This window comes from Exiguobacterium sp. s160, from assembly GCF_018617575.1.
Lineage (GTDB): Bacteria > Bacillota > Bacilli > Exiguobacteriales > Exiguobacteriaceae > Exiguobacterium > Exiguobacterium aestuarii_A.
The window spans coordinates 19,635-37,087 of sequence record NZ_JACSKK010000009.1 but is presented as its reverse complement, the minus strand read 5'-3'; the positions used below and the strand labels follow the sequence as shown (position 1 = coordinate 37,087).

At 47.7% G+C, this 17,453-nt stretch carries 20 protein-coding genes; 13 read left to right on the top strand and 7 right to left on the bottom strand.

Features of this window, described 5'->3' with window-relative positions:
* Positions 1–8 precede the first annotated feature (8 nt).
* The 3 genes from KNO86_RS13110 (at position 9) to KNO86_RS13100 (ending at position 1,554) form a co-directional block, all read left to right on the top strand.
* Positions 9–482, top strand: a complete 474-nt coding sequence (locus KNO86_RS13110; protein WP_214696970.1) for a DMT family transporter — start codon at positions 9–11, stop codon at positions 480–482.
* A 129-nt stretch (positions 483–611) separates the two neighbouring features.
* Positions 612–1,097, top strand: coding sequence for a hypothetical protein (locus tag KNO86_RS13105; protein ID WP_214696968.1), 486 nt, complete (start codon positions 612–614; stop codon positions 1,095–1,097).
* On the top strand, positions 1,090–1,554 hold the full coding sequence (locus KNO86_RS13100; RefSeq protein WP_214696967.1) for a hypothetical protein: 465 nt from the start codon (positions 1,090–1,092) through the stop codon (positions 1,552–1,554). The genes KNO86_RS13105 and KNO86_RS13100 overlap by 8 nt, the downstream gene beginning before the upstream one ends.
* Before the next feature lie 120 nt (positions 1,555–1,674).
* On the opposite strand, the gene KNO86_RS13095 is transcribed toward KNO86_RS13100, so the two are convergent.
* From KNO86_RS13095 to KNO86_RS13085, 3 genes are all read right to left on the bottom strand, one after another.
* Complete coding sequence (locus KNO86_RS13095; RefSeq protein ID WP_214696959.1) at positions 1,675–2,403, bottom strand: ATP-binding cassette domain-containing protein; 729 nt, start codon at positions 2,401–2,403, stop codon at positions 1,675–1,677.
* A gap of 9 nt (positions 2,404–2,412) precedes the next feature.
* Entirely contained in the window at positions 2,413–3,138 is a 726-nt protein-coding gene (locus tag KNO86_RS13090) for a hypothetical protein (protein WP_214696958.1), read from the bottom strand.
* Between the two features lie 113 nt (positions 3,139–3,251).
* Complete coding sequence (locus KNO86_RS13085; protein ID WP_214696956.1) at positions 3,252–4,748, bottom strand: phytoene desaturase family protein; 1,497 nt, start codon at positions 4,746–4,748, stop codon at positions 3,252–3,254.
* Positions 4,749–4,934: 186 nt separating this feature from the next.
* Between KNO86_RS13085 and KNO86_RS13080 the strand changes: the two genes are divergently transcribed.
* From KNO86_RS13080 to KNO86_RS13055, 6 genes are all read left to right on the top strand, one after another.
* Entirely contained in the window at positions 4,935–5,318 is a 384-nt protein-coding gene (locus tag KNO86_RS13080) for a hypothetical protein (protein WP_214696954.1), read from the top strand.
* A gap of 92 nt (positions 5,319–5,410) precedes the next feature.
* Positions 5,411–6,052 (top strand): efflux RND transporter periplasmic adaptor subunit, encoded by a 642-nt coding sequence (locus tag KNO86_RS13075; RefSeq protein ID WP_214696952.1) that lies wholly within the window; start codon positions 5,411–5,413, stop codon positions 6,050–6,052.
* Positions 6,052–6,738, top strand: a complete 687-nt coding sequence (locus tag KNO86_RS13070) for an ABC transporter ATP-binding protein (protein WP_251127020.1) — start codon at positions 6,052–6,054, stop codon at positions 6,736–6,738. The genes KNO86_RS13075 and KNO86_RS13070 overlap by 1 nt, the downstream gene beginning before the upstream one ends.
* The gene (locus KNO86_RS13065; protein ID WP_214696950.1) at positions 6,735–7,889 is read left to right on the top strand and encodes an ABC transporter permease; all 1,155 of its coding nucleotides are present in this window, start codon (positions 6,735–6,737) and stop codon (positions 7,887–7,889) included. The genes KNO86_RS13070 and KNO86_RS13065 overlap by 4 nt, the downstream gene beginning before the upstream one ends.
* 24 nt (positions 7,890–7,913) lie before the next feature.
* Positions 7,914–8,588 (top strand): response regulator transcription factor, encoded by a 675-nt coding sequence (locus KNO86_RS13060; RefSeq protein ID WP_214696949.1) that lies wholly within the window; start codon positions 7,914–7,916, stop codon positions 8,586–8,588.
* A complete protein-coding gene (locus tag KNO86_RS13055; protein ID WP_214696947.1) occupies positions 8,585–9,883 on the top strand; it encodes a HAMP domain-containing sensor histidine kinase in 1,299 nt (432 codons plus the stop codon). The genes KNO86_RS13060 and KNO86_RS13055 overlap by 4 nt, the downstream gene beginning before the upstream one ends.
* 11 nt (positions 9,884–9,894) lie before the next feature.
* Here KNO86_RS13055 and KNO86_RS13050 read toward each other — a convergent pair whose 3' ends face one another.
* On the bottom strand, positions 9,895–10,503 hold the full coding sequence (locus tag KNO86_RS13050) for a TetR/AcrR family transcriptional regulator (protein WP_214696945.1): 609 nt from the start codon (positions 10,501–10,503) through the stop codon (positions 9,895–9,897).
* Positions 10,504–10,674: 171 nt separating this feature from the next.
* Between KNO86_RS13050 and KNO86_RS13045 the strand changes: the two genes are divergently transcribed.
* Positions 10,675–11,403 (top strand): ABC transporter ATP-binding protein, encoded by a 729-nt coding sequence (locus KNO86_RS13045; RefSeq protein WP_214696943.1) that lies wholly within the window; start codon positions 10,675–10,677, stop codon positions 11,401–11,403.
* Positions 11,396–12,409, top strand: a complete 1,014-nt coding sequence (locus KNO86_RS13040; protein WP_214696941.1) for an ABC transporter permease — start codon at positions 11,396–11,398, stop codon at positions 12,407–12,409. The genes KNO86_RS13045 and KNO86_RS13040 overlap by 8 nt, the downstream gene beginning before the upstream one ends.
* A 1-nt stretch (position 12,410) precedes the next feature.
* Here KNO86_RS13040 and KNO86_RS13035 read toward each other — a convergent pair whose 3' ends face one another.
* Positions 12,411–12,884, bottom strand: a complete 474-nt coding sequence (locus KNO86_RS13035; protein WP_214696939.1) for a DedA family protein — start codon at positions 12,882–12,884, stop codon at positions 12,411–12,413.
* 165 nt (positions 12,885–13,049) lie between these two features.
* Here KNO86_RS13035 and KNO86_RS13030 point away from each other — a divergent pair, with 165 nt between their 5' ends.
* Positions 13,050–13,742: a response regulator transcription factor gene (locus tag KNO86_RS13030; protein ID WP_214696937.1), complete on the top strand. Its 693-nt coding sequence runs from the start codon at positions 13,050–13,052 to the stop codon at positions 13,740–13,742.
* A complete protein-coding gene (locus KNO86_RS13025; RefSeq protein WP_214696935.1) occupies positions 13,739–14,809 on the top strand; it encodes a HAMP domain-containing sensor histidine kinase in 1,071 nt (356 codons plus the stop codon). Before KNO86_RS13030 ends, KNO86_RS13025 begins: the two co-directional genes overlap by 4 nt.
* Before the next feature lie 237 nt (positions 14,810–15,046).
* Here the strand turns inward: KNO86_RS13025 and KNO86_RS13020 are convergent, their stop codons facing one another.
* A complete protein-coding gene (locus KNO86_RS13020; RefSeq protein ID WP_214696933.1) occupies positions 15,047–15,670 on the bottom strand; it encodes a glucosaminidase domain-containing protein in 624 nt (207 codons plus the stop codon).
* A gap of 141 nt (positions 15,671–15,811) precedes the next feature.
* On the bottom strand, positions 15,812–17,308 hold the full coding sequence (locus KNO86_RS13015) for a DHA2 family efflux MFS transporter permease subunit (RefSeq protein WP_214696931.1): 1,497 nt from the start codon (positions 17,306–17,308) through the stop codon (positions 15,812–15,814).
* Between the last annotated feature and the right edge of the window lie 145 nt (positions 17,309–17,453).

The following is a 17,453-nucleotide window of genomic DNA, read 5'->3' as shown; positions in this document are numbered from 1 at the left end:
GGAGAACCATGGCGATTGGGATGATGCTTGCTGTCATCGGCGGAATGCTCGTCTGTGTGCAAAACACGTTTAACGCCAACGTCAAGAAACGTGTCGGGGCGTGGGCGACGACGACACTCGTCCTTGGACTCGGATTTTTAGCATCGCTCCTGATCGGTCTATTCCAAGAAGGAAGTGCCTTGTTCCGAGTAGAGGAGATGGAGACATGGTACTGGTTCAGCGGAATCCTCGGCATCGGGGTTGTCATGAGTGTGACGCAAAGTGTCGAGCGGCTCGGACCAAGTTATGCCATCTCGATCATCATGGTGTCTCAAATCTTGTTCGCGCTCCTCTGGGATACGTTAGGATGGTTGGGATTGACGGCCGTTCCGTTCACATGGAAGACGGTCGTCGGGATTGTATTGATTGTTGGTGGGGTGCTCGTGTTTCAGTTGAGTGGGAAGACACCCGTCACATCAGCGAACGTTTCGAAAGCGGGATAACGAAAAGCATCTGATAATCGTCAGATGCTTTTTCCTTTTTAATGGGAAAACCTCGAAAGTTTGCTTATGGATTGTTAAGATAAACATACCGAATGAATTGGATGTTTTTTACTTTTGGAGGGGTGCTGGATGTTGCGTGAAGAACGAATGGAGTATTTGTACGACAAATCATGGACTAAAAAGGGTCCGCTCTTTGTGATGATCATTGGTGTAGTGACAGTGATTTGGTTATTGTTCAATGATTCAAGAATGAGCCTGTCCTTGTTCATCATTTGTGCGGCAGTGTTCATGCCACTTCTGGTTGCGACGTGGCACAAACTTCAGTTGTTTTTAGAATTCAATGACTCATCTACATACCGCAGATTCATCTACTTAAAAGGCACGATACAGTTCGTTCTCTTGACTGGTGTTATGTTTCTCTTGGCCCTATATTCACTAAAGTATGTAGCTTTAGATACTCTAGGCCTCGGATGTGCGCTTCTCGTCGCGAGTTGCCTACTTCTTGAGTCATGGTTGGATTGGAAGATTCTAAAGATTGATGACGAGCACGTGGTCGAGAGTTTATTGGGACTGATGAGTCGGAAGAAACAAAAAAGGAGGAAGGTGAATGGATAAACAACAACGTCTCCCCAAAATGGTCGAACAGGATCTCGACGCGCGAGGGGTCAGCGCGATATTTGGCATCATCGGCCTATTTTTATTTCTAGTCGTTTCAGTCATAAAAGGTGTCACGGTGACGACGGTTGCCTTCTCTTTTCTCGTGACCCAACTGCCGATGCTCTATCAAGCATGGCGACGGATGGAGCTGTTACGTACATTCAACGAAGACGAGGAGTACCAACGCCTTGTCCGCCGAGAATTTCTAATCATCGTTGCCATGTTTGGGTCACTTGGTGTATTTACTTTCCTCACGTGGTTCGTATTCGGTTCGATGCAGGAACTACTCGGTGTCGTATTGATTGGCATCATCCCGCTTCTCATCTTGTACATGACGATGGACCGTAAATTACGTGAAGCGGATCCTGAGCATGTGACCAATCGAGAGTTACGACGCGCACGTCGTGAACAATAAAAATCAGCTCTGACGTGTGTCAGAGCTGATTTTCTTATGAGAACATGGAGATGAGAAAACCGCAGACGACCATGCCGATTGTATAGAATGTGAACCGGTGTCGTTCCCAAAACGAGTCATTCATCGTGTCACCGCCACATCATCAAGTGGTGTGTCGACCATCCGAACGAACGCTTCATCCGGGTCGGTCGTTCCAGATTCTTTGAGCCAGTCCTGGAAGTCCCCTTCATACAAAATACGTCCGCCGTGCAGGAAGATGACGTGGGCATCAAGTTGAGCTAAGTCATGCAACTGATGTGTCGAGATGAGGCATGTTTTACCGTCATCGACGAGTCGCTGCAGGCGACGCATAATTTGAATGCGTGATGCCGGGTCGACCCCGCTCGTCGGTTCGTCAAATAAATAGAAGGAACGCTTGATGGAAGACAAAAGTGTCACGAAGAGCCATTTCTTCTCCCCGACCGACATCTTTCCGATTTTCATCGTCCATAGATGTTCGAACAGTTCTTGTTCTCGGGACGTCGAGAGATTATTTACATAAGACTCGAGTTTCTTAAAGTCGGGGCGCTTTGACAGGCGTCCGATGAAATAGGCGAAGTCTTTTCCTGTTAACTCATGGTGGTTATACATGAGTTGTGTCAAATACAACATGTCCGTTGTTGGGACGAGGTCGAGTGACGCTTTGTCAACGGGAAGGGTACCCGTCATACAATCAAACAGTGTCGTCTTCCCGGCACCGTTTTGTCCGATTAACACGTTCAGCTTATTTGGTTGCAGGGTGAACGAGACACCGTCGAGTACAGGACGTGTCGCTTTTGGATAAAGATACGTGAGTTGGTGTACGTGCATAAGAACCTCCTAGCGTGTGATGAGTGAGACGAGACTGAAGCGTTTCAACGCAATCGCACCGATGATGAAGTAACCGATCACGGCAAGGAATGTCGCCCATACTCCGAACGAGAGATCGACTTGAGTCGTCAGGTGCAGCAACCCGAGCGCGAATTCATGGAGCGCGTAGAACGGGTTGACGAAGCTGAACCATTGATCAGGTGACTTGATTGCCAATAAAAAGAGTGGGAACATCAGAATGTTCGCGAACGTTCCGAGACTCGATACTTTCACTGGAAGCGTCGTGATGGCGACACTGGCAACCGCGAACGGAATACTGCCGATCAATACGAGTAGAGACGTTGCAATCAACTTGAACGAAAAGAACCCGTGTACGAGCGTAACGACCGTTGTGAATAAAAGTAGGCTGATCGAGGCGAATAGAAGTTGCGCCAAGATGACGGCGATGACGTATGTCAGCTTGTTGCCTGAGATCATCACGTACGTTTTCATCAGTCCGTATTCTCGCATGCGGGCGAGTTCGATGCCGACACCGTTCACATATGTAGCAAGAATGATATACACCCAGAAATAAGAGAGTCCTGGGTAGTATTCCGCTGCCGTTGCTTGACGAATATCTGAAAATGATTGTGTCAGAGCAATGACAAGTGGAATCCCGAGTGTCCAGAAAAATGGAACTTTATCTGTGACGACAACTTTGGCATACATAAAGAAATAACTTGTGATTTGATGCATGACTTTCCTCCGATTGTGCGTGTAGTTGTTTGTATCGTAGCACAATATACGGAAGTTTATTGGGAAAAGTTTCAAAAAATAATCCCTCACAGCGAGTGAGGGATGAAAGAACATCATTTTACTTTGTCGCGTTTTGCAATCTTGTCGCTCACTTGCTGACCGCTCAGCGTCACCATCGGCATACCACCGCCCGGGTTGACGGTTCCCCCGACGAAGTAGAGGTTGTGGTAGAGCTCGCTCTGCTTCTTATGCTTGAAGCCACCGTTCCGATTCTTGTCGGCGACCGTTCCATAAATGGCGCCTCGGTCCGAACCATACGTCCGCTCGATATCATGAGGCGTCCATACGTCACGCGTCACCGTATGTTCACGCAGACCATCGAGACCCATGCGTTCTAGCTTATCGAGTACACGCTCTTCAAAAGCGGCGTACTCTTCTTCGGTGAACGGATTGTCTTGGATATACGGGATGTGTGGCAAGATTTTAATGTTCTCATGTCCCGGTGGCGCTTGAGTCGCATCGGTTTTGTTGACGTTGACGAGGTAAATCGTTGGGTCGTCTGGAAGTTCGTGTTTCTCGAAGATTTTGTCCATCTGCTCATGCAAGTTTTCGGAGAAGAAGAAGTTATGGTGTGCGAGCTGAGGGTAGGCTTTCTTCACGCCGAGATGGAGGACGAATCCAGAGCTAGCAGGTTCGTATTTATCGACGAGCTTGTCGACGTACTGTTCGTCCGCGTCGACCATTTTCTGATAGAACGGGATGACTTCCATGTTCGAAACGAAATAATCGGCCGAACGGAGACGTCCATCCTCAAGTTCGATCGCTGTAATCTTTTCATTCACCGTATGGGCACGGACGACGCCCTGACCGGTATGTAGCTTCACACCGATTTCTTCGGCGAGCTTCGTCAATCCTTCTGCGAGCTTGTGGGTCCCACCTTCGACGTACCAACAGCCTTGGGCGTACTGCATGTAAATCATCATGTTTAAGACGGCTGGTGCGTTATATGGAGACGACCCGACATATTTGACGTAATACGACAGCATGTCCCGAAGATGCGGATTACTGATGCGCTTCTTGATGGCGCTATACATGGTCGACGTCAAATCGAACCCAAAGAGCGTTGGGAAGATCCCCGTCTTCATGACAGCTTCTAAAGGTGACTCAAACCCTTCAGCCAAGTAGCCCTTCTCGGTCGTCTTATAAATGCGGGCTGCGTAATTCAACAGTTCACGATATTCTTGCATGTCTTTTCGAGAGAGGGAAGGATTTGCGCGTTGCATCTGTTCGAGGTCATGATAGAGGTCGAGCACGGTCTCGTCCGGGAAGAACGAGCGCCATTCGAGCTCAAGCCGCTGGATGGAAACATAGTCCTCCATCCGTTTGCCGCTTCCGCGGAACAGTTTGTCGAAGATATGGGGCATCGTTAAAATCGAGGGTCCGAGGTCGAAGCCGAATCCGTCTTGTTCGAGACGGTTCACTTTCCCTCCGATGTGGTCGTTCTTTTCGTAGAGTGAGACGTCGTATCCCTTTTGAGCGAGCGAGATGGCCGCTGACAATCCACCGAGCCCTCCGCCGATGACGATGACCGACTTATCCACTGATTGCATATATTCGCCGCCTTTCCGAAGTATTATTTTCAAAAAACAGAATGATTGCTACCTCTTCTATTCCCGTTTCCAAATGAATCGAACATGCTTTTACGGATTTGCCACATCCACAAAGATGTCATCCCTAAATCGGGAAAAGTTTTGTATAGTAAGGGAACAGAGACTGAACGAAAGTAGGAATCTAAGATGATCGTAAAAACAATCACGCTTCACTTTGCGAACGGGGATGAAATCACCATCCCGTTTGATGATATCGAATCGTGTCGGATGCATGATATTCAAGACGGGATGCGTGTTGCGGCGGATGGACAATTGATCAAAGAAAAAGTGATGCATGGACTCGACCTCGTATTAAAGGATTCAGCAAACCAACTGGAATGGGATGGTCCAGGCAGACCGTTTGACCGTATCCTAGGTATGTCGGATTTACAACATCTCGCCTTCGAGTTTGAAGGGATGCGAGGAAAGTCATACCGCATTGCCTGGCATGATTTAGAGGCAGTACAGAACGCATACCAGACGACAACTGAAGCAAATGGGAACTTACACGTGCACGTTCGAGTTTCATAAGTGGACGCCTCTCGTTTATCGCGAGAGGCGTTTATAATTTGTTTACAACTTGTGTTTATCCTTAACGTATCAACAATAAGGAGGAACACAGGATGAACAAAAAAGTGAAATGGGGCATGGGGATCGGAGTGCTCGCCCTTACATTAGGAGCTGGAGTCTTCTTGATGCCGGATACAACTGAATATAAAACGGAAGCCGTCACAGTGGAGACGATTGAAAATCGTTACACGTTTGCGGGACAAGTCACGACAGTCGGAGAAGAATCGACAGGGCGTTTGATGGTAGACGAGCGAGATATCGGAAAAGTGAATGAGGGAGATGACTTGACGATTTATGTGACAGCGCTCGATGCAGAGGTCGAAGGGACAATCGATGTTATCTCAGAGGAGGCAGAACCGATGACAACACCTGGCGCATCCGCTCGCTATGCGATGACCGTGACCCTCCCTGAGACGGACAATTTACGGAATGGGATGACGTTAGAAGGAAGTTTAGTCGTCGAGCGCGCGGAAGATGCAGAGACGTTGTCGCTCGACAGCATCACGTTTGAGGATGAAGATGCATACGTATATGTGCAAGGAGACGAAGGCCCGGTGAAACAACAGGTTGAACTCGGATTGACAGATGGGAGCCGAGTCGAAATCAAAGATGGATTAGACGAGACCGAAGTACTCTTACTCGATGAAGCGACGAGTGGCGGATTGATGCCTCCACGAATCGGAGGTGGGCAATGATGACGACGCTCATCTCGGTCGAACAATTGACCAAATCGTATGGGGAGGGTGACAATCAGCAGACCGTATTACGAGGAATCGATTTAGAAGTGAAAGAAGGAGAGTTCGTCGCCATTTTGGGGCCATCTGGCTCTGGGAAGTCGACACTCATGAACATCCTTGGTTGTCTCGATGGTTATTCGAGCGGTCGTTACCGGTTTGGGAACAAGGATGTGATCGGATTGTCCGAAACGGAGCTCTCTCTTTTTCGGAACGAACGCATCGGGTTTATCTTTCAGCAATTCAATCTACTCCCTCGGTTGAGCGCTCGAGAGAACGTGGAGCTACCGCTCATTTATCAACGATCTTCCAAAACGGAAAGACAGGAACGAACTCGACAGATGTTAACACGTGTCGGATTAGGTGATAAGTTAGATCACCTTCCGAATCAGTTGTCAGGTGGTCAGCAGCAACGTGTCGCCATCGCTCGGGCGCTCGTGACGAATCCATCGCTTCTTCTCGCGGACGAGCCGACGGGTGCGTTAGATCAAACGAACGGTCGTCAAATCATGGCGCTCTTTCACGAGCTACATGCGGAGGGAAAGACGATCATTATGATTACCCATGACATCGATATCGCCAAAGAAGCGACTCGTATCGTACATGTGCGTGACGGGAAGATTGAAAAGGAGGAACGGGTGCGATGATTCGAGAAAATATACGCATGGCTTGGTTGACGGTCATCAGTCACAAGATGCGCTCCTTCTTGACGATTTTAGGGATTGTCATCGGGACGGCTTCGATTATTGCCTTGATGACGATCATTTCCGGTGTGACCGATTCCATCAACGATGAAGTCGCGACGTTTGGAGCCGACCGCATGACCATTCAGATTAGAGAAGATGGGAAGTCTGGTGTCAGTATGGCGGACATGGACCGACTCGAAACCATTGAAGGGGTCGCCTCACTCTCTCCGACGCTGAGTCAAATGACCGATGTATATGTAGCGGGGCAGACGGAACAACAAACCATTCTTGGAAAAAGTGAAGCGTACTTCAAAGATGATTCGCTCGTCGCAACCGGACGCGGATTGACGCCACTCGACGTCGACCAACAGACACGTGTCGCTTTGCTCGGAGAAACGATTGCGAAAGAGGCATTTCCGACCTCCTCTCCTCTCGGGGAAGAGATTTCCGTTGGTGGGATTCGTTACACCGTCGTTGGAACGCTTGCGCCATCATCGGAATTTTCCATGTCAACAGACGAGGCGATTGTCATCCCTGTGACGACTGCACTAACACAGTTTCATCAAGGGACGATTGCCACGTTTGATTTATATACCGAACCGGGTGCATCAGCTGTCGTACAGGATGAAGTGACACAACAGCTGACGATCGCATTCAATGGGCGTGACGCCTTCACGGTAACGAGCTTTGAGGATGCACTCGCTTCCATCGATCAAATCAATGCGCTTCTCAGTATGCTCCTCGTCGGCATCGCTTCGATTTCTTTACTCGTCGGAGGAATCGGAATCATGAACATGATGCTCGTTTCAGTGACCGAACGAACAAGCGAGATCGGACTGCGTAAAGCACTCGGCGCGACGCCTGGTAAGATTCGACAACAGTTCTTGTTTGAGTCCGTCCTGCTTTCGATGCTTGGAGGGCTCGTCGGTGTCTTGATTGGCGGACTTCTCGCCTTCGGACTGACGCTCGTCATGGGCGTACCGTTTACACTGGCAAGTTCAACCGTCGGATTGGCACTCGGTTTCTCTGTCGTAATCGGGGTCGTGTTCGGATACATTCCAGCTCGGAAAGCCTCAAACTTGCAACCGATTGAAGCGTTGCGAAACGTATAAGCCATTAGAAAGAAGGGAAGCAACATGGTCACCATTTTACTCGCAGAAGATGATGAGGCGCTCGGCGGTTTGTTAGTCGATTATTTGACGGTGGCCGGCTATCGCGTCCTTCATGCAAAAGATGGAGAAGAAGCACTCGATTGGCTCGACCGTGAGCCAGTCGATTTGCTCATTACCGATGTAATGATGCCACGATTAGACGGACGTGAACTGACGGGACAATTACGTGACGCCGGATATACGCTCCCGGTGCTCATGCTGACGGTCCTCGATGCGATGAATGACAAAAAGAGAGGGTTTCATGCCGGAGCGGATGACTATGTCGTCAAACCGATTGATCTCGAAGAACTCGAGTTACGAATTGAGGCATTGTTACGTCGGGCCCGTATTCATCATAGTCATCAGATTCAGCTGAGCGACTGTGTACTCGATGAGACGACGATGACCGTACAAACACCGACCGAGACAATCGAAATTCCACGTAAAGAGTTTGAACTTCTCTATTTTTTAGCGACTCATCTCAATCAAGTCTTCACCCGGCAACAATTGTTAGACCGGATTTGGGGATACGAAACAGAGAGTGAGACGAGAACGATTGATGTGCATATCAATCGTCTACGTGCCCGTCTCAAGTCAGTTCAAGCATTTCAAATCAGTACGGTGTGGGGTCTTGGTTACCGATTGGAGCTGAACGAATGAAACGATTCATCAGTACCATTTATGGACGATTCTTAATGATTTTCTTTGGACTCTTGTTGATTCCGATCCTCTTGACCTTCACGATTTTCTTGACCTTTCAGTTCAACACACTGAAGACGCAGGTCGAAGAGATGTTGGTAGAGAGGGCTGGCAGTATACAAAAAGCTTCACAAGAATACAACCTTGCATCTGAAGCGGTCTTAGACCTTTTTGATGATACGACACTAAATGTACAGTCGATACGCTATGATCGCACGGAGTGGAGTGTTGAGGAGCGCGCAAAATTAGAACGAGGCGAGACCATCTCACAGACGGACCGTCTTCCACAAGTCGCTTTTTTACTCGACGAGACCGTTGTCACGTTGTCTTCAAACGCAGAAGAGAATCCGATTTCGATTTTCCGTGACGTGTCGTTACAAACCTTGTTCCTGACAGCACTCATTTCAAGTGGCCTCATTCTGTTCGCCGTTCGCCTGATGACGCGACGGATCGACCGTGTCACGGATGCCGTCAATCGTGTGACCACGGGAGACTTATCCGTACGAATCCATGATGACGCGACAGATGAGATTGGAACACTTGCGAAACAGTTCAACAAAATGACCGAGACGCTTGAGACGAATGAAACGAAAAATGAGGAATTGGCATCCGTCATGGCACATGAATTCAAGACACCTGTCGCTTCGATTTTGGGGTATGCCACGTTATTAAAAAGAGACGGAACTTCTGAAAAGCAAATCGAGTATGCCATGAAAATTGAGCGTGAAGGGAAGCGACTATCGCGTTTGTCACAAGACGTGCTCCGTCTAGCGAAATTGGACCACACGATTGTCGGTCTACATGCGACAGAACTGTCTCTCAGTGAGCAGGTCCGGGAGGCCATCTTATCCTTAGACTCAGAGATGACGCGCAAACGAATGAACCTAGATTTGACTATGGACGAAGTCGTGATGAAGGGGGATGCTTCCCTTCTACAGCAGGTTTGGACGAATCTCCTAAAAAATGCGGTCGAATATGCATATGAAGAAAGTACGCTTCATCTTTTGGTGAAAGAGGATGCGACGCAGATTACGTGTGAGATTCGAGACGAAGGAGAGGGCATGTCACCGGACCAAGTGGACCGGGCGTTTGAACGATTTTATCAGGCCGACACATCTCGTCATCGCAACGGTTCAGGACTAGGGCTCGCTATCGCCCGTCAAATTGTACAGTTACATGGCGGGGAGATTACATTACTGAGTGAGAAACAGATTGGGACAACGGCAAGAGTCGTCTTTCCAAAGGAGGACAGGTAAAACACCTGTCCTTATTTTTGTAGATTCAACCCGCCGGCAACGAGCGGTCCTTCATAGGTGATTGTATAGATGATGCGGGCGATGTCTTCCGCGGTTTCTTCCGAAGATGGATTGTTCAGCCATTCGTAGATGACCCCCATGTGAGCTGATGAGAGATAGGCGACGAGATATGGAGGCGGGACCATCATCTTATCCGGATCAAACAAGGTTACTGGAGAGCGCTGAAACAAGGCAGCTTGCATAAATTTTCGAAGTTTTGCCTGGAACGTCGGGTCTCCGTTCGGTCCGAGGAGCGGTTTCATGATGATTTGATTGTCTTCGATGAAGCGAATAAACGGGACAAGGTAATGATACGAGTTGTCGGTCCGTTCGTCTCCGAAGATGTGTGGCAAGTGATAAATCAATTTCTGTTCGGCTTCCTCAAAAATTTCATCGACGCATTTCTCCATCAACTCGAACTTATCCACATAATGGCTATAAAATGTACCCCGATTGATGCCGGCCCGTTCGGTCAACTGCTTGACGGTGACGGCTTCAAATCCCTGTTCTTCAATGAGGCTGAAGAAGGCATCTTTGATCAACTTCTTCGTCCGGATGACGCGTAAATCGGTTTGTTCCATATTATTTCTCCTTTTCTTCAACACATGAAGTCCATCTGTCGGAAAACCAACACGATGACCGATATTGACGATTGTTGCTACCGTGAACGAGGTCTATACTGAACGTATAAACCAACACGGTGTCGATTATCTTGAGTATACACGATGAGGCGCCGAAAAGGAGTGATAAGCATGAACATTCAACTGCAACACGTCGACAAGTCGTTCGGTGACCAGCTCGCCATCGACAACATCGACTTCACGATTCCGTCCGGTGAGATTTGCTGTTTGCTCGGACCATCTGGATCGGGGAAGACGACGCTCATCCGACTCATGATCGGCGCACTCACACCAGACAAAGGAAGTGTCCATATCGGCGAAACGAAGATGCCGGACATGGGCATGCTCCGACAAATCGGATTTATGCCGCAAAACGATGGGTTGTACGAAGACTTGTCGGCCGAGGCGAACCTCGCTTTCTTCGGTTCAATTTATAAGTTAGGAAAAAAGGCACTCCAAGATCGCATCACAGAAGTACTCGATCTTGTCGATTTGGCGAACGATCGGCATAAACTAGTCCGTAATTTTTCAGGCGGGATGAAAAAACGTCTGTCGCTAGCCATTGCTATCTTGCATAAGCCAGACGTGTTGTTCCTCGATGAACCGACAGTCGGAATTGACCCGATCTTACGTCGTCAAATTTGGGATCAGTTTCAAGTGATTCGGAGAGAAGGTACGACCATCATCGTCTCGACACACGTCATGGATGAAGTGCTCGAGTGCGACCGTGCCGCGCTCGTTTACAATGGACGGTTGATTGCCTATGACCATGTACAGGACTTGCTCGATCAGACCGAGAATGGTCGCGTGGAAGAATTGTTCTTGATTGCTGGAAAAGAGGAGGTGGGTGATCATGCGTAACTTAGCGAAACGTGTCATCTTCCAAACGTTAAATGATAAACGAAGTGTGGCCTTGATTTTGATTGCACCGCTTCTCATTTTAACGCTCGTCTATTTCTTGCTCGGTGACTCGGATTACGTGCCGACTGTCGTCCTTGATGACAACGCACCAGAACAGCTCGTCAATGCGTTTGAAGATGAGACGCTCGAGGTGGAACAAGCAACGTTCGATGATCCGAAAGCATACATCGAAGACAATGAACATGTCGATGCTGTCTTTGAAATGGATCAAGCAGGGACGACCATCACGTTACGTGAACCATCGACGAAGTCGTCGAAGGCGGTTGGTGAGATTCAAGATGCGTTGACGACGCTCAACCCCGCAGCCGAGATTGACACGTTATTTGTCTATGGGGAAGAAGACCAGTCGACGTTCGATTCGTTCGGATTCGTATTCCTCTCTCTCTTCTCGTTCTTCTTCGTGTTCATCTTATCTGCGATGGCGCTCGTCAAAGAACGCAGTGGCGGTACGCTCGAACGGCTTTTGATGACTCCAATCAAGCGAGGGCAAGTCATTTTAGGATATACGCTCGGATACGGGACGTTTGCGGTCGTTCAGTCAATTTTCATCGTACTCTATTCGATTTATGTGCTCGGTTTGTCTTCTCTTGGGAATATGGCGTGGGTCATGTTGACGATGCTACTCATGGCGGGTACGGCGGTGCTCTTCGGAGCGACCATATCGGTGTTTGCCCGTTCTGAATTACAAGTCGTCCAGATGATTCCGTTCACCATCATCCCGCAAGTATTCTTCTCGGGACTCATCCCACTTGACTTGATCCCGTACGGCCTCGGAAACTTGAGTTACGTCATGCCAATCTTCTACGGGGCGACGGCAATCAAGGAAGTCATGATTTACGGAAGTGGTTTCTCGGGAATTTGGATGTATTTACTCGGATTGATTCTCTATGCAGGTGTCTTGTATCTCTTAAATATGCGGGCGCTCGGTAAGTATCGGGGGCATTGAGTTAGAAGGACAACACCCAATCTTGAAACTGTTGAAACGCCGGGATTTGATTGGCCAGTCCGATGACGAGAAACCAAGCACTCGTATAGAGGAAAGCTGAAATCGTTGTGTAGAGCGTATACGTTCGAAGTTTGAGCGACGTGAACCCGGCGATGTAATGGAGCGGATGGCGAAGACCAGGAATAAAATAAGAAATCATGATCGTGCGTGCTCCATACTTTTGATAGAATGCCTCAGCTCTCTTGAGATAACGAGATTCTCGTTGTCGCATGGGTAAAATATGATGAAGTCCTTTCCCGATTAAATAAAACCAGCCGAACGTGAGCGTGAAAAGGATCCAAGTGGAAACAAATAAAAGCCAACCTGGGACGAAGGCATCCGCGACCGTCAGATGCGTGATCATTAAGACATCGTCAGATAATGGGGTAAACATGATACCGATGGCGAGCATGCCATAATGTATGATCATTTCCATAACGTTTCACTCCTTACCTTGTCTAGTATTCACTCGCAAGCGTAAGGAGTTTTTAGTATTCTCTTAAGAAATCTTAAGAAGTTCGTCAGAATGTGTTATTGAGTGGTTTGTTACACTCAATAATAAGATGGATCAATTCCAATATGTAGGACGAGGAGGAAAGGTATGCGATCACAACCCGTCATCTGTATCGCTGACGACGATGAGGCGATTCGAGAATTACTGGCCATTTATTTAAAAAATGAAGGATATGCACTTCGGTTTGCGAAAAATGGGCAAGAAGTGCTCGACCTCGCATCGACCGAAACGATTGATTTACTCATTCTCGATTTGATGATGCCCATCATGGGTGGAATTGAGGCTTGTATTGAAATTCGAAAGACACAGTTTATGCCGATTTTGATGCTGACAGCAAAAACGAGCGATCTAGATTTGATGCAAGGGATTTCTGTCGGAGCTGACGACTATATCAAAAAGCCGTTCAATCCACTTGAAGTGACGCTTCGTGTTAAATCGTTACTCAGACGGTATCGTGATTATGGGGCAGATCGGACCGAGGCACAGACCATGCTCACCCATGAAGAAGTCACACTCGACCTTCAAACGCGACAATGTCGAAAAGGCGAGGCTTTGGTTCGGCTCACACCGAAAGAGTTCGATATTCTTGCCTATTTTATGCGACATCCGAATCAAGTCCTAACTGTCGAACAGATATACGAGGCGGTGTGGGGTGAAGCTGCATTTGAGGTCGACAATACCGTGATGGTCCACATCACAAAAATTCGTGAGAAGTTAGAAGACACACCACGAAAACCAACCATTATCAAGACGGTGTGGGGCGTGGGGTATCGATTATGAAACAGAGGCAATGGGATCGCTTGCTTGTGAAGTTAATCGGTATTATTTTAATTAATGCGTTGATTGCGACGATTGCTTTTTTAATCATGGGCTATTCGATTAGTCTATATTACATTGAAAACGAAATCACACCAGATCCGCTAACAGCTAATTTAGTATTTTTAGGGGTAACATTCATTGTCATACTACTTTTTATTATTGGATTTTCAATCATGATGCGGAAAACACTTCGTAAAATCACGTATCTATCGAGTGAGATTGAACAGATTGCAAACGGAGACCTCGGTCGTACGGTCAAGGTGGAAGGACGAGATGAGCTTGCTTCACTCGGAGAGAGTGTAAATCAGATGTCGAAGCAGCTACGTGAATTGTTTGAGAAGGAACGGGCGCACGAAGAAGAGCGGAACCAACTGTTTTCCAACCTGTCACACGATTTGCGTACTCCGCTCACGAGCATCAAAGGCTATACTCAACTCCTTCAAATGAATCGTGAACTGACAGCTGAAGAAAACAATCATTTTCGTATCTTAAATGAAAAGACGAATCAGCTTGAACATCTACTAGATCAGTTGATGGACGTGAACCGACTCTACGCCCCGAATATGCAACTTAACAAACAGAAACTCAATCTGAGCTTGTTGACGACCCAGCTCATCCACGAGATGGAGCCGTTATTTAAGGAAAGAGGTCATCGATTACACCTGTCGATTCAACCTGACCGATGGATAGAGGCTGATCAAGAACAGCTCATTCGTGTATTTGAAAATCTTTTCTCGAATGCTTGGAAATACGCCGAGCAAACGAGTCCAATCGAGATTAGACTTCAAACGAAAGGACTAAAGATTGAATGGTCTATTTCAAATGCGACAACAGAAGAAACAATTGAAGCCATCCCCCATCTCTTTGATCGCACGTATCGCGTCGATTCGTCGAGAGGGGTCACTCCAGGTGATGGATTGGGTTTATCGATTGCGCGCCAAATCATTTTGTTGCATGGCGGGACGTTGACGGCCGAGCCGATCGAAGATCAGGTCATTTGTTTTCGGGTGTCGTTTCCGATTGCATAAACTGGCTCATCGTATAGCACGTGAGTAAGTAACTGTTCTTCGTTTTGAAAGTCGTGGCTCATAAAATGCTGCGACTTTTTTGTGTTGAGCAAATAAACCCACAAAAAAAGCACTCGGACAACTGCCCGAAATGCTCATTAGCGCTTGAGTAACAACATCACGCCGGTCACGAATAATGCGATTCCGCTCGCGAGTCTAACTTGTTTGCACGTCACGTTCTTTCACCCCTACATTTCTTCATCGTTTTGCTTTAGCGACACGTTTCGGTGTTTTCGACATTTCTTGATAAATCGAAAGAATCTCATTCCCGTAATTTCCTTTTGGCTGCATGGCCCACTTTCGATGCAGTGATGGCCAAGTCGTCGCAGAGCCCCGTTTGACGAGGTGGAAGCGTGGATCGACTTTTGTCATATTCAGCGCATCTTTTGAGGCGTATGCCTTTAGATGCTGAATTTGAGCGGTTACGCCTTGGTGTGGTGAACGGAAAAAGTGTCCTTTCACGCCGTTCCCAGTCGTCCCAATCCCTGAATAGTTATGCTGCTTTGGAAGGACATCGCCGCCATAACGGAAATACCCTGTCTCTTTCAGCGCCTGCGCGAACGCAACATCACCACGGACGCCTTCTTTTGCACCGATGATGACGAAAAGTTTCGCCAAATCTTCGACAGACGTTTTCGCGAGCCGGACATCACGAGGATTCTTTTGTTTTACGTAATCCGCCATTTGTTGCGGAGTCAAAGCCGATACTCCCATGATAGCACGATTCTGCTTCTTTGGGGCCGCCTCAACGATTGATCCAGTCGAGACGAAAGATGAAGTGACCAGAAGAACAACAATGATAAAGCCGAACACTTTTTTCATAATATGTACCCTCCTAAATGAATCCTATCCATTGAGAAATAATACCATATATGTATTAAAATTTAATTTCATATTTACTCATGAAGGAAATGAGAAATTAAAAAGCCGCTCTGAATCGATCGTTCAGAACGGCTTTTTATATTAATTTGCTTGTTTCAATTCTTCAACAGCTTCTACATTATCATCGAACTTCCGTACATCTACGCGTTTCACGAAAAATGCCAATAGGAGTGCCAAAAGATTCATCCCGAGTGCGACGTAAAATGAATATTGAATCCCGGACAAGAGGGCTTGCTGAGTGATGGCACCCATCGAGCTCTCTGTGAGTGTCGCAGGATCGACTCCTGTCATCAATGATTCAGCTTCTGTGCGTGTCACCGAGTTCATGATGGTCACGAGTACTGCCGTACCGATTGCACCGGATACTTGTTGGGCCGTGTTGTTGATGGCCGTTCCGTGCGGGTTGAGGCGAGTTGGCAATTGGTTCAGTCCATTAGTCATGATGGGCATCATAACCATTGACATCCCAAACATACGCAACGTGTACGTTAAGACGATGTATGTGTAGGTCGAGTCAAGTTGGACGTTTGCGAGCATGTACGTCGATACAGCGGTGATTGTCAATCCGGTAAGTGCCAATAGTTTTGGTCCGAATTTATCAAACAGTTTCCCTGTGATTGGCGACATGATTCCCATGATGATCGCACCAGGGAGAAGCATGAGTCCTGAATCGAGTGGGGAGATGCCACGAACGCTTTGGACGTAAGCCGGTGTCAAAATCATACCGGAGAACATCGCGACCGCGTTGACCATCGCAATGACTGACGCGAGTGCGAACATCGGATGTTTGTAAGCGCGCAAGTCGAGCAATGGTTTTTCCATATGGAGCTGACGATAAATGAATGCGATCAACGAGATGGCACCAACGATCATCGTCGCCAAGACGATTGGGTTATCCCAGCCGTCCGAGCTTGCCGAGCTGACACCGTATAAAATCCCGCCAAATCCGAGTGTCGATAAGACGAGTGACAAGTAATCGAGTGACTGATCTTTATTTTGGACCATGACGTTCTCCGCTTTCCAAACAGCGAGCGCGAGACCGATGATGGCGAGCGGTAAAATCATTTCGAATAAGACGCGCCAATCATAGTATTCGACGATATAACCTGAAAGTGTCGGCCCGATTGCAGGTGCCGAGATCATGACGAGCCCGAAGATTCCCATCGCCATCCCCCGTTTTTCACGCGGGAAGCTGACGAGCATGACGTTCATTAAGAGTGGCCCCATCGTGGAGGCTCCGACGGCCTGAATCATCCGACCGCTCAACAACCAACCGAAGTTTGGCGAGAAGGCCGCGATCGCCGTACCGATGGCGAAAATACTCATCGAGGTGATGAACAAGCTTCGGTTAGAAAAACGAGTGATCAAATAGGCGGATGCCGGGACGAGTACACCTGTCACGAGCATAAAGCCTGTCGCAAGCCATTGTACGGTCGAGTAGTCTGCAATCTCGAGATCGACCATGATTGATGGGAGCGCGACATTGAGTAATGAGTTGTTTAAAAATGCGATAAACGCACCCGCAAAGAGGACCGCCAACATGACGTAAGGCGGTTTCTTTTGGAATTCTGGTTTCATATGGATGGCTCCTTTATTTTCTAAATAGTTATGTGTTGGTAAGTGTCGATGAAATGATTTTATACCTGTTGTATAAATAAAGCAACCATTTTGTACTATTAGTCTAAAATGGTTTTCGGTGCTATAGTAAAGGTACAAACCAGAC

Excerpts from the sequence above, each read along its gene's own strand:
- KNO86_RS13020 (WP_214696933.1), bottom strand. The coding sequence starts at position 15,670 with ATGAAAAAAGTGTTCGGCTTTATCATTGTTGTTCTTCTGGTCACTTCA.
- KNO86_RS13030 (WP_214696937.1), top strand. The coding sequence starts at position 13,050 with ATGCGATCACAACCCGTCATCTGTATCGCTGACGACGATGAGGCGATT.
- KNO86_RS13050 (WP_214696945.1), bottom strand. The coding sequence starts at position 10,503 with ATGGAACAAACCGATTTACGCGTCATCCGGACGAAGAAGTTGATCAAA.
- KNO86_RS13015 (WP_214696931.1), bottom strand. The coding sequence starts at position 17,308 with ATGAAACCAGAATTCCAAAAGAAACCGCCTTACGTCATGTTGGCGGTC.
- KNO86_RS13025 (WP_214696935.1), top strand. The coding sequence starts at position 13,739 with ATGAAACAGAGGCAATGGGATCGCTTGCTTGTGAAGTTAATCGGTATT.
- KNO86_RS13105 (WP_214696968.1), top strand. The coding sequence starts at position 612 with ATGTTGCGTGAAGAACGAATGGAGTATTTGTACGACAAATCATGGACT.
- KNO86_RS13100 (WP_214696967.1), top strand. The coding sequence starts at position 1,090 with ATGGATAAACAACAACGTCTCCCCAAAATGGTCGAACAGGATCTCGAC.
- KNO86_RS13055 (WP_214696947.1), top strand. The coding sequence starts at position 8,585 with ATGAAACGATTCATCAGTACCATTTATGGACGATTCTTAATGATTTTC.
- KNO86_RS13070 (WP_251127020.1), top strand. The coding sequence starts at position 6,052 with ATGACGACGCTCATCTCGGTCGAACAATTGACCAAATCGTATGGGGAG.
- KNO86_RS13080 (WP_214696954.1), top strand. The coding sequence starts at position 4,935 with ATGATCGTAAAAACAATCACGCTTCACTTTGCGAACGGGGATGAAATC.
- KNO86_RS13090 (WP_214696958.1), bottom strand. The coding sequence starts at position 3,138 with ATGCATCAAATCACAAGTTATTTCTTTATGTATGCCAAAGTTGTCGTC.
- KNO86_RS13045 (WP_214696943.1), top strand. The coding sequence starts at position 10,675 with ATGAACATTCAACTGCAACACGTCGACAAGTCGTTCGGTGACCAGCTC.
- KNO86_RS13095 (WP_214696959.1), bottom strand. The coding sequence starts at position 2,403 with ATGCACGTACACCAACTCACGTATCTTTATCCAAAAGCGACACGTCCT.
- KNO86_RS13075 (WP_214696952.1), top strand. The coding sequence starts at position 5,411 with ATGAACAAAAAAGTGAAATGGGGCATGGGGATCGGAGTGCTCGCCCTT.
- KNO86_RS13035 (WP_214696939.1), bottom strand. The coding sequence starts at position 12,884 with ATGGAAATGATCATACATTATGGCATGCTCGCCATCGGTATCATGTTT.
- KNO86_RS13110 (WP_214696970.1), top strand. The coding sequence starts at position 9 with ATGGCGATTGGGATGATGCTTGCTGTCATCGGCGGAATGCTCGTCTGT.
- KNO86_RS13065 (WP_214696950.1), top strand. The coding sequence starts at position 6,735 with ATGATTCGAGAAAATATACGCATGGCTTGGTTGACGGTCATCAGTCAC.
- KNO86_RS13085 (WP_214696956.1), bottom strand. The coding sequence starts at position 4,748 with ATGCAATCAGTGGATAAGTCGGTCATCGTCATCGGCGGAGGGCTCGGT.
- KNO86_RS13060 (WP_214696949.1), top strand. The coding sequence starts at position 7,914 with ATGGTCACCATTTTACTCGCAGAAGATGATGAGGCGCTCGGCGGTTTG.
- KNO86_RS13040 (WP_214696941.1), top strand. The coding sequence starts at position 11,396 with ATGCGTAACTTAGCGAAACGTGTCATCTTCCAAACGTTAAATGATAAA.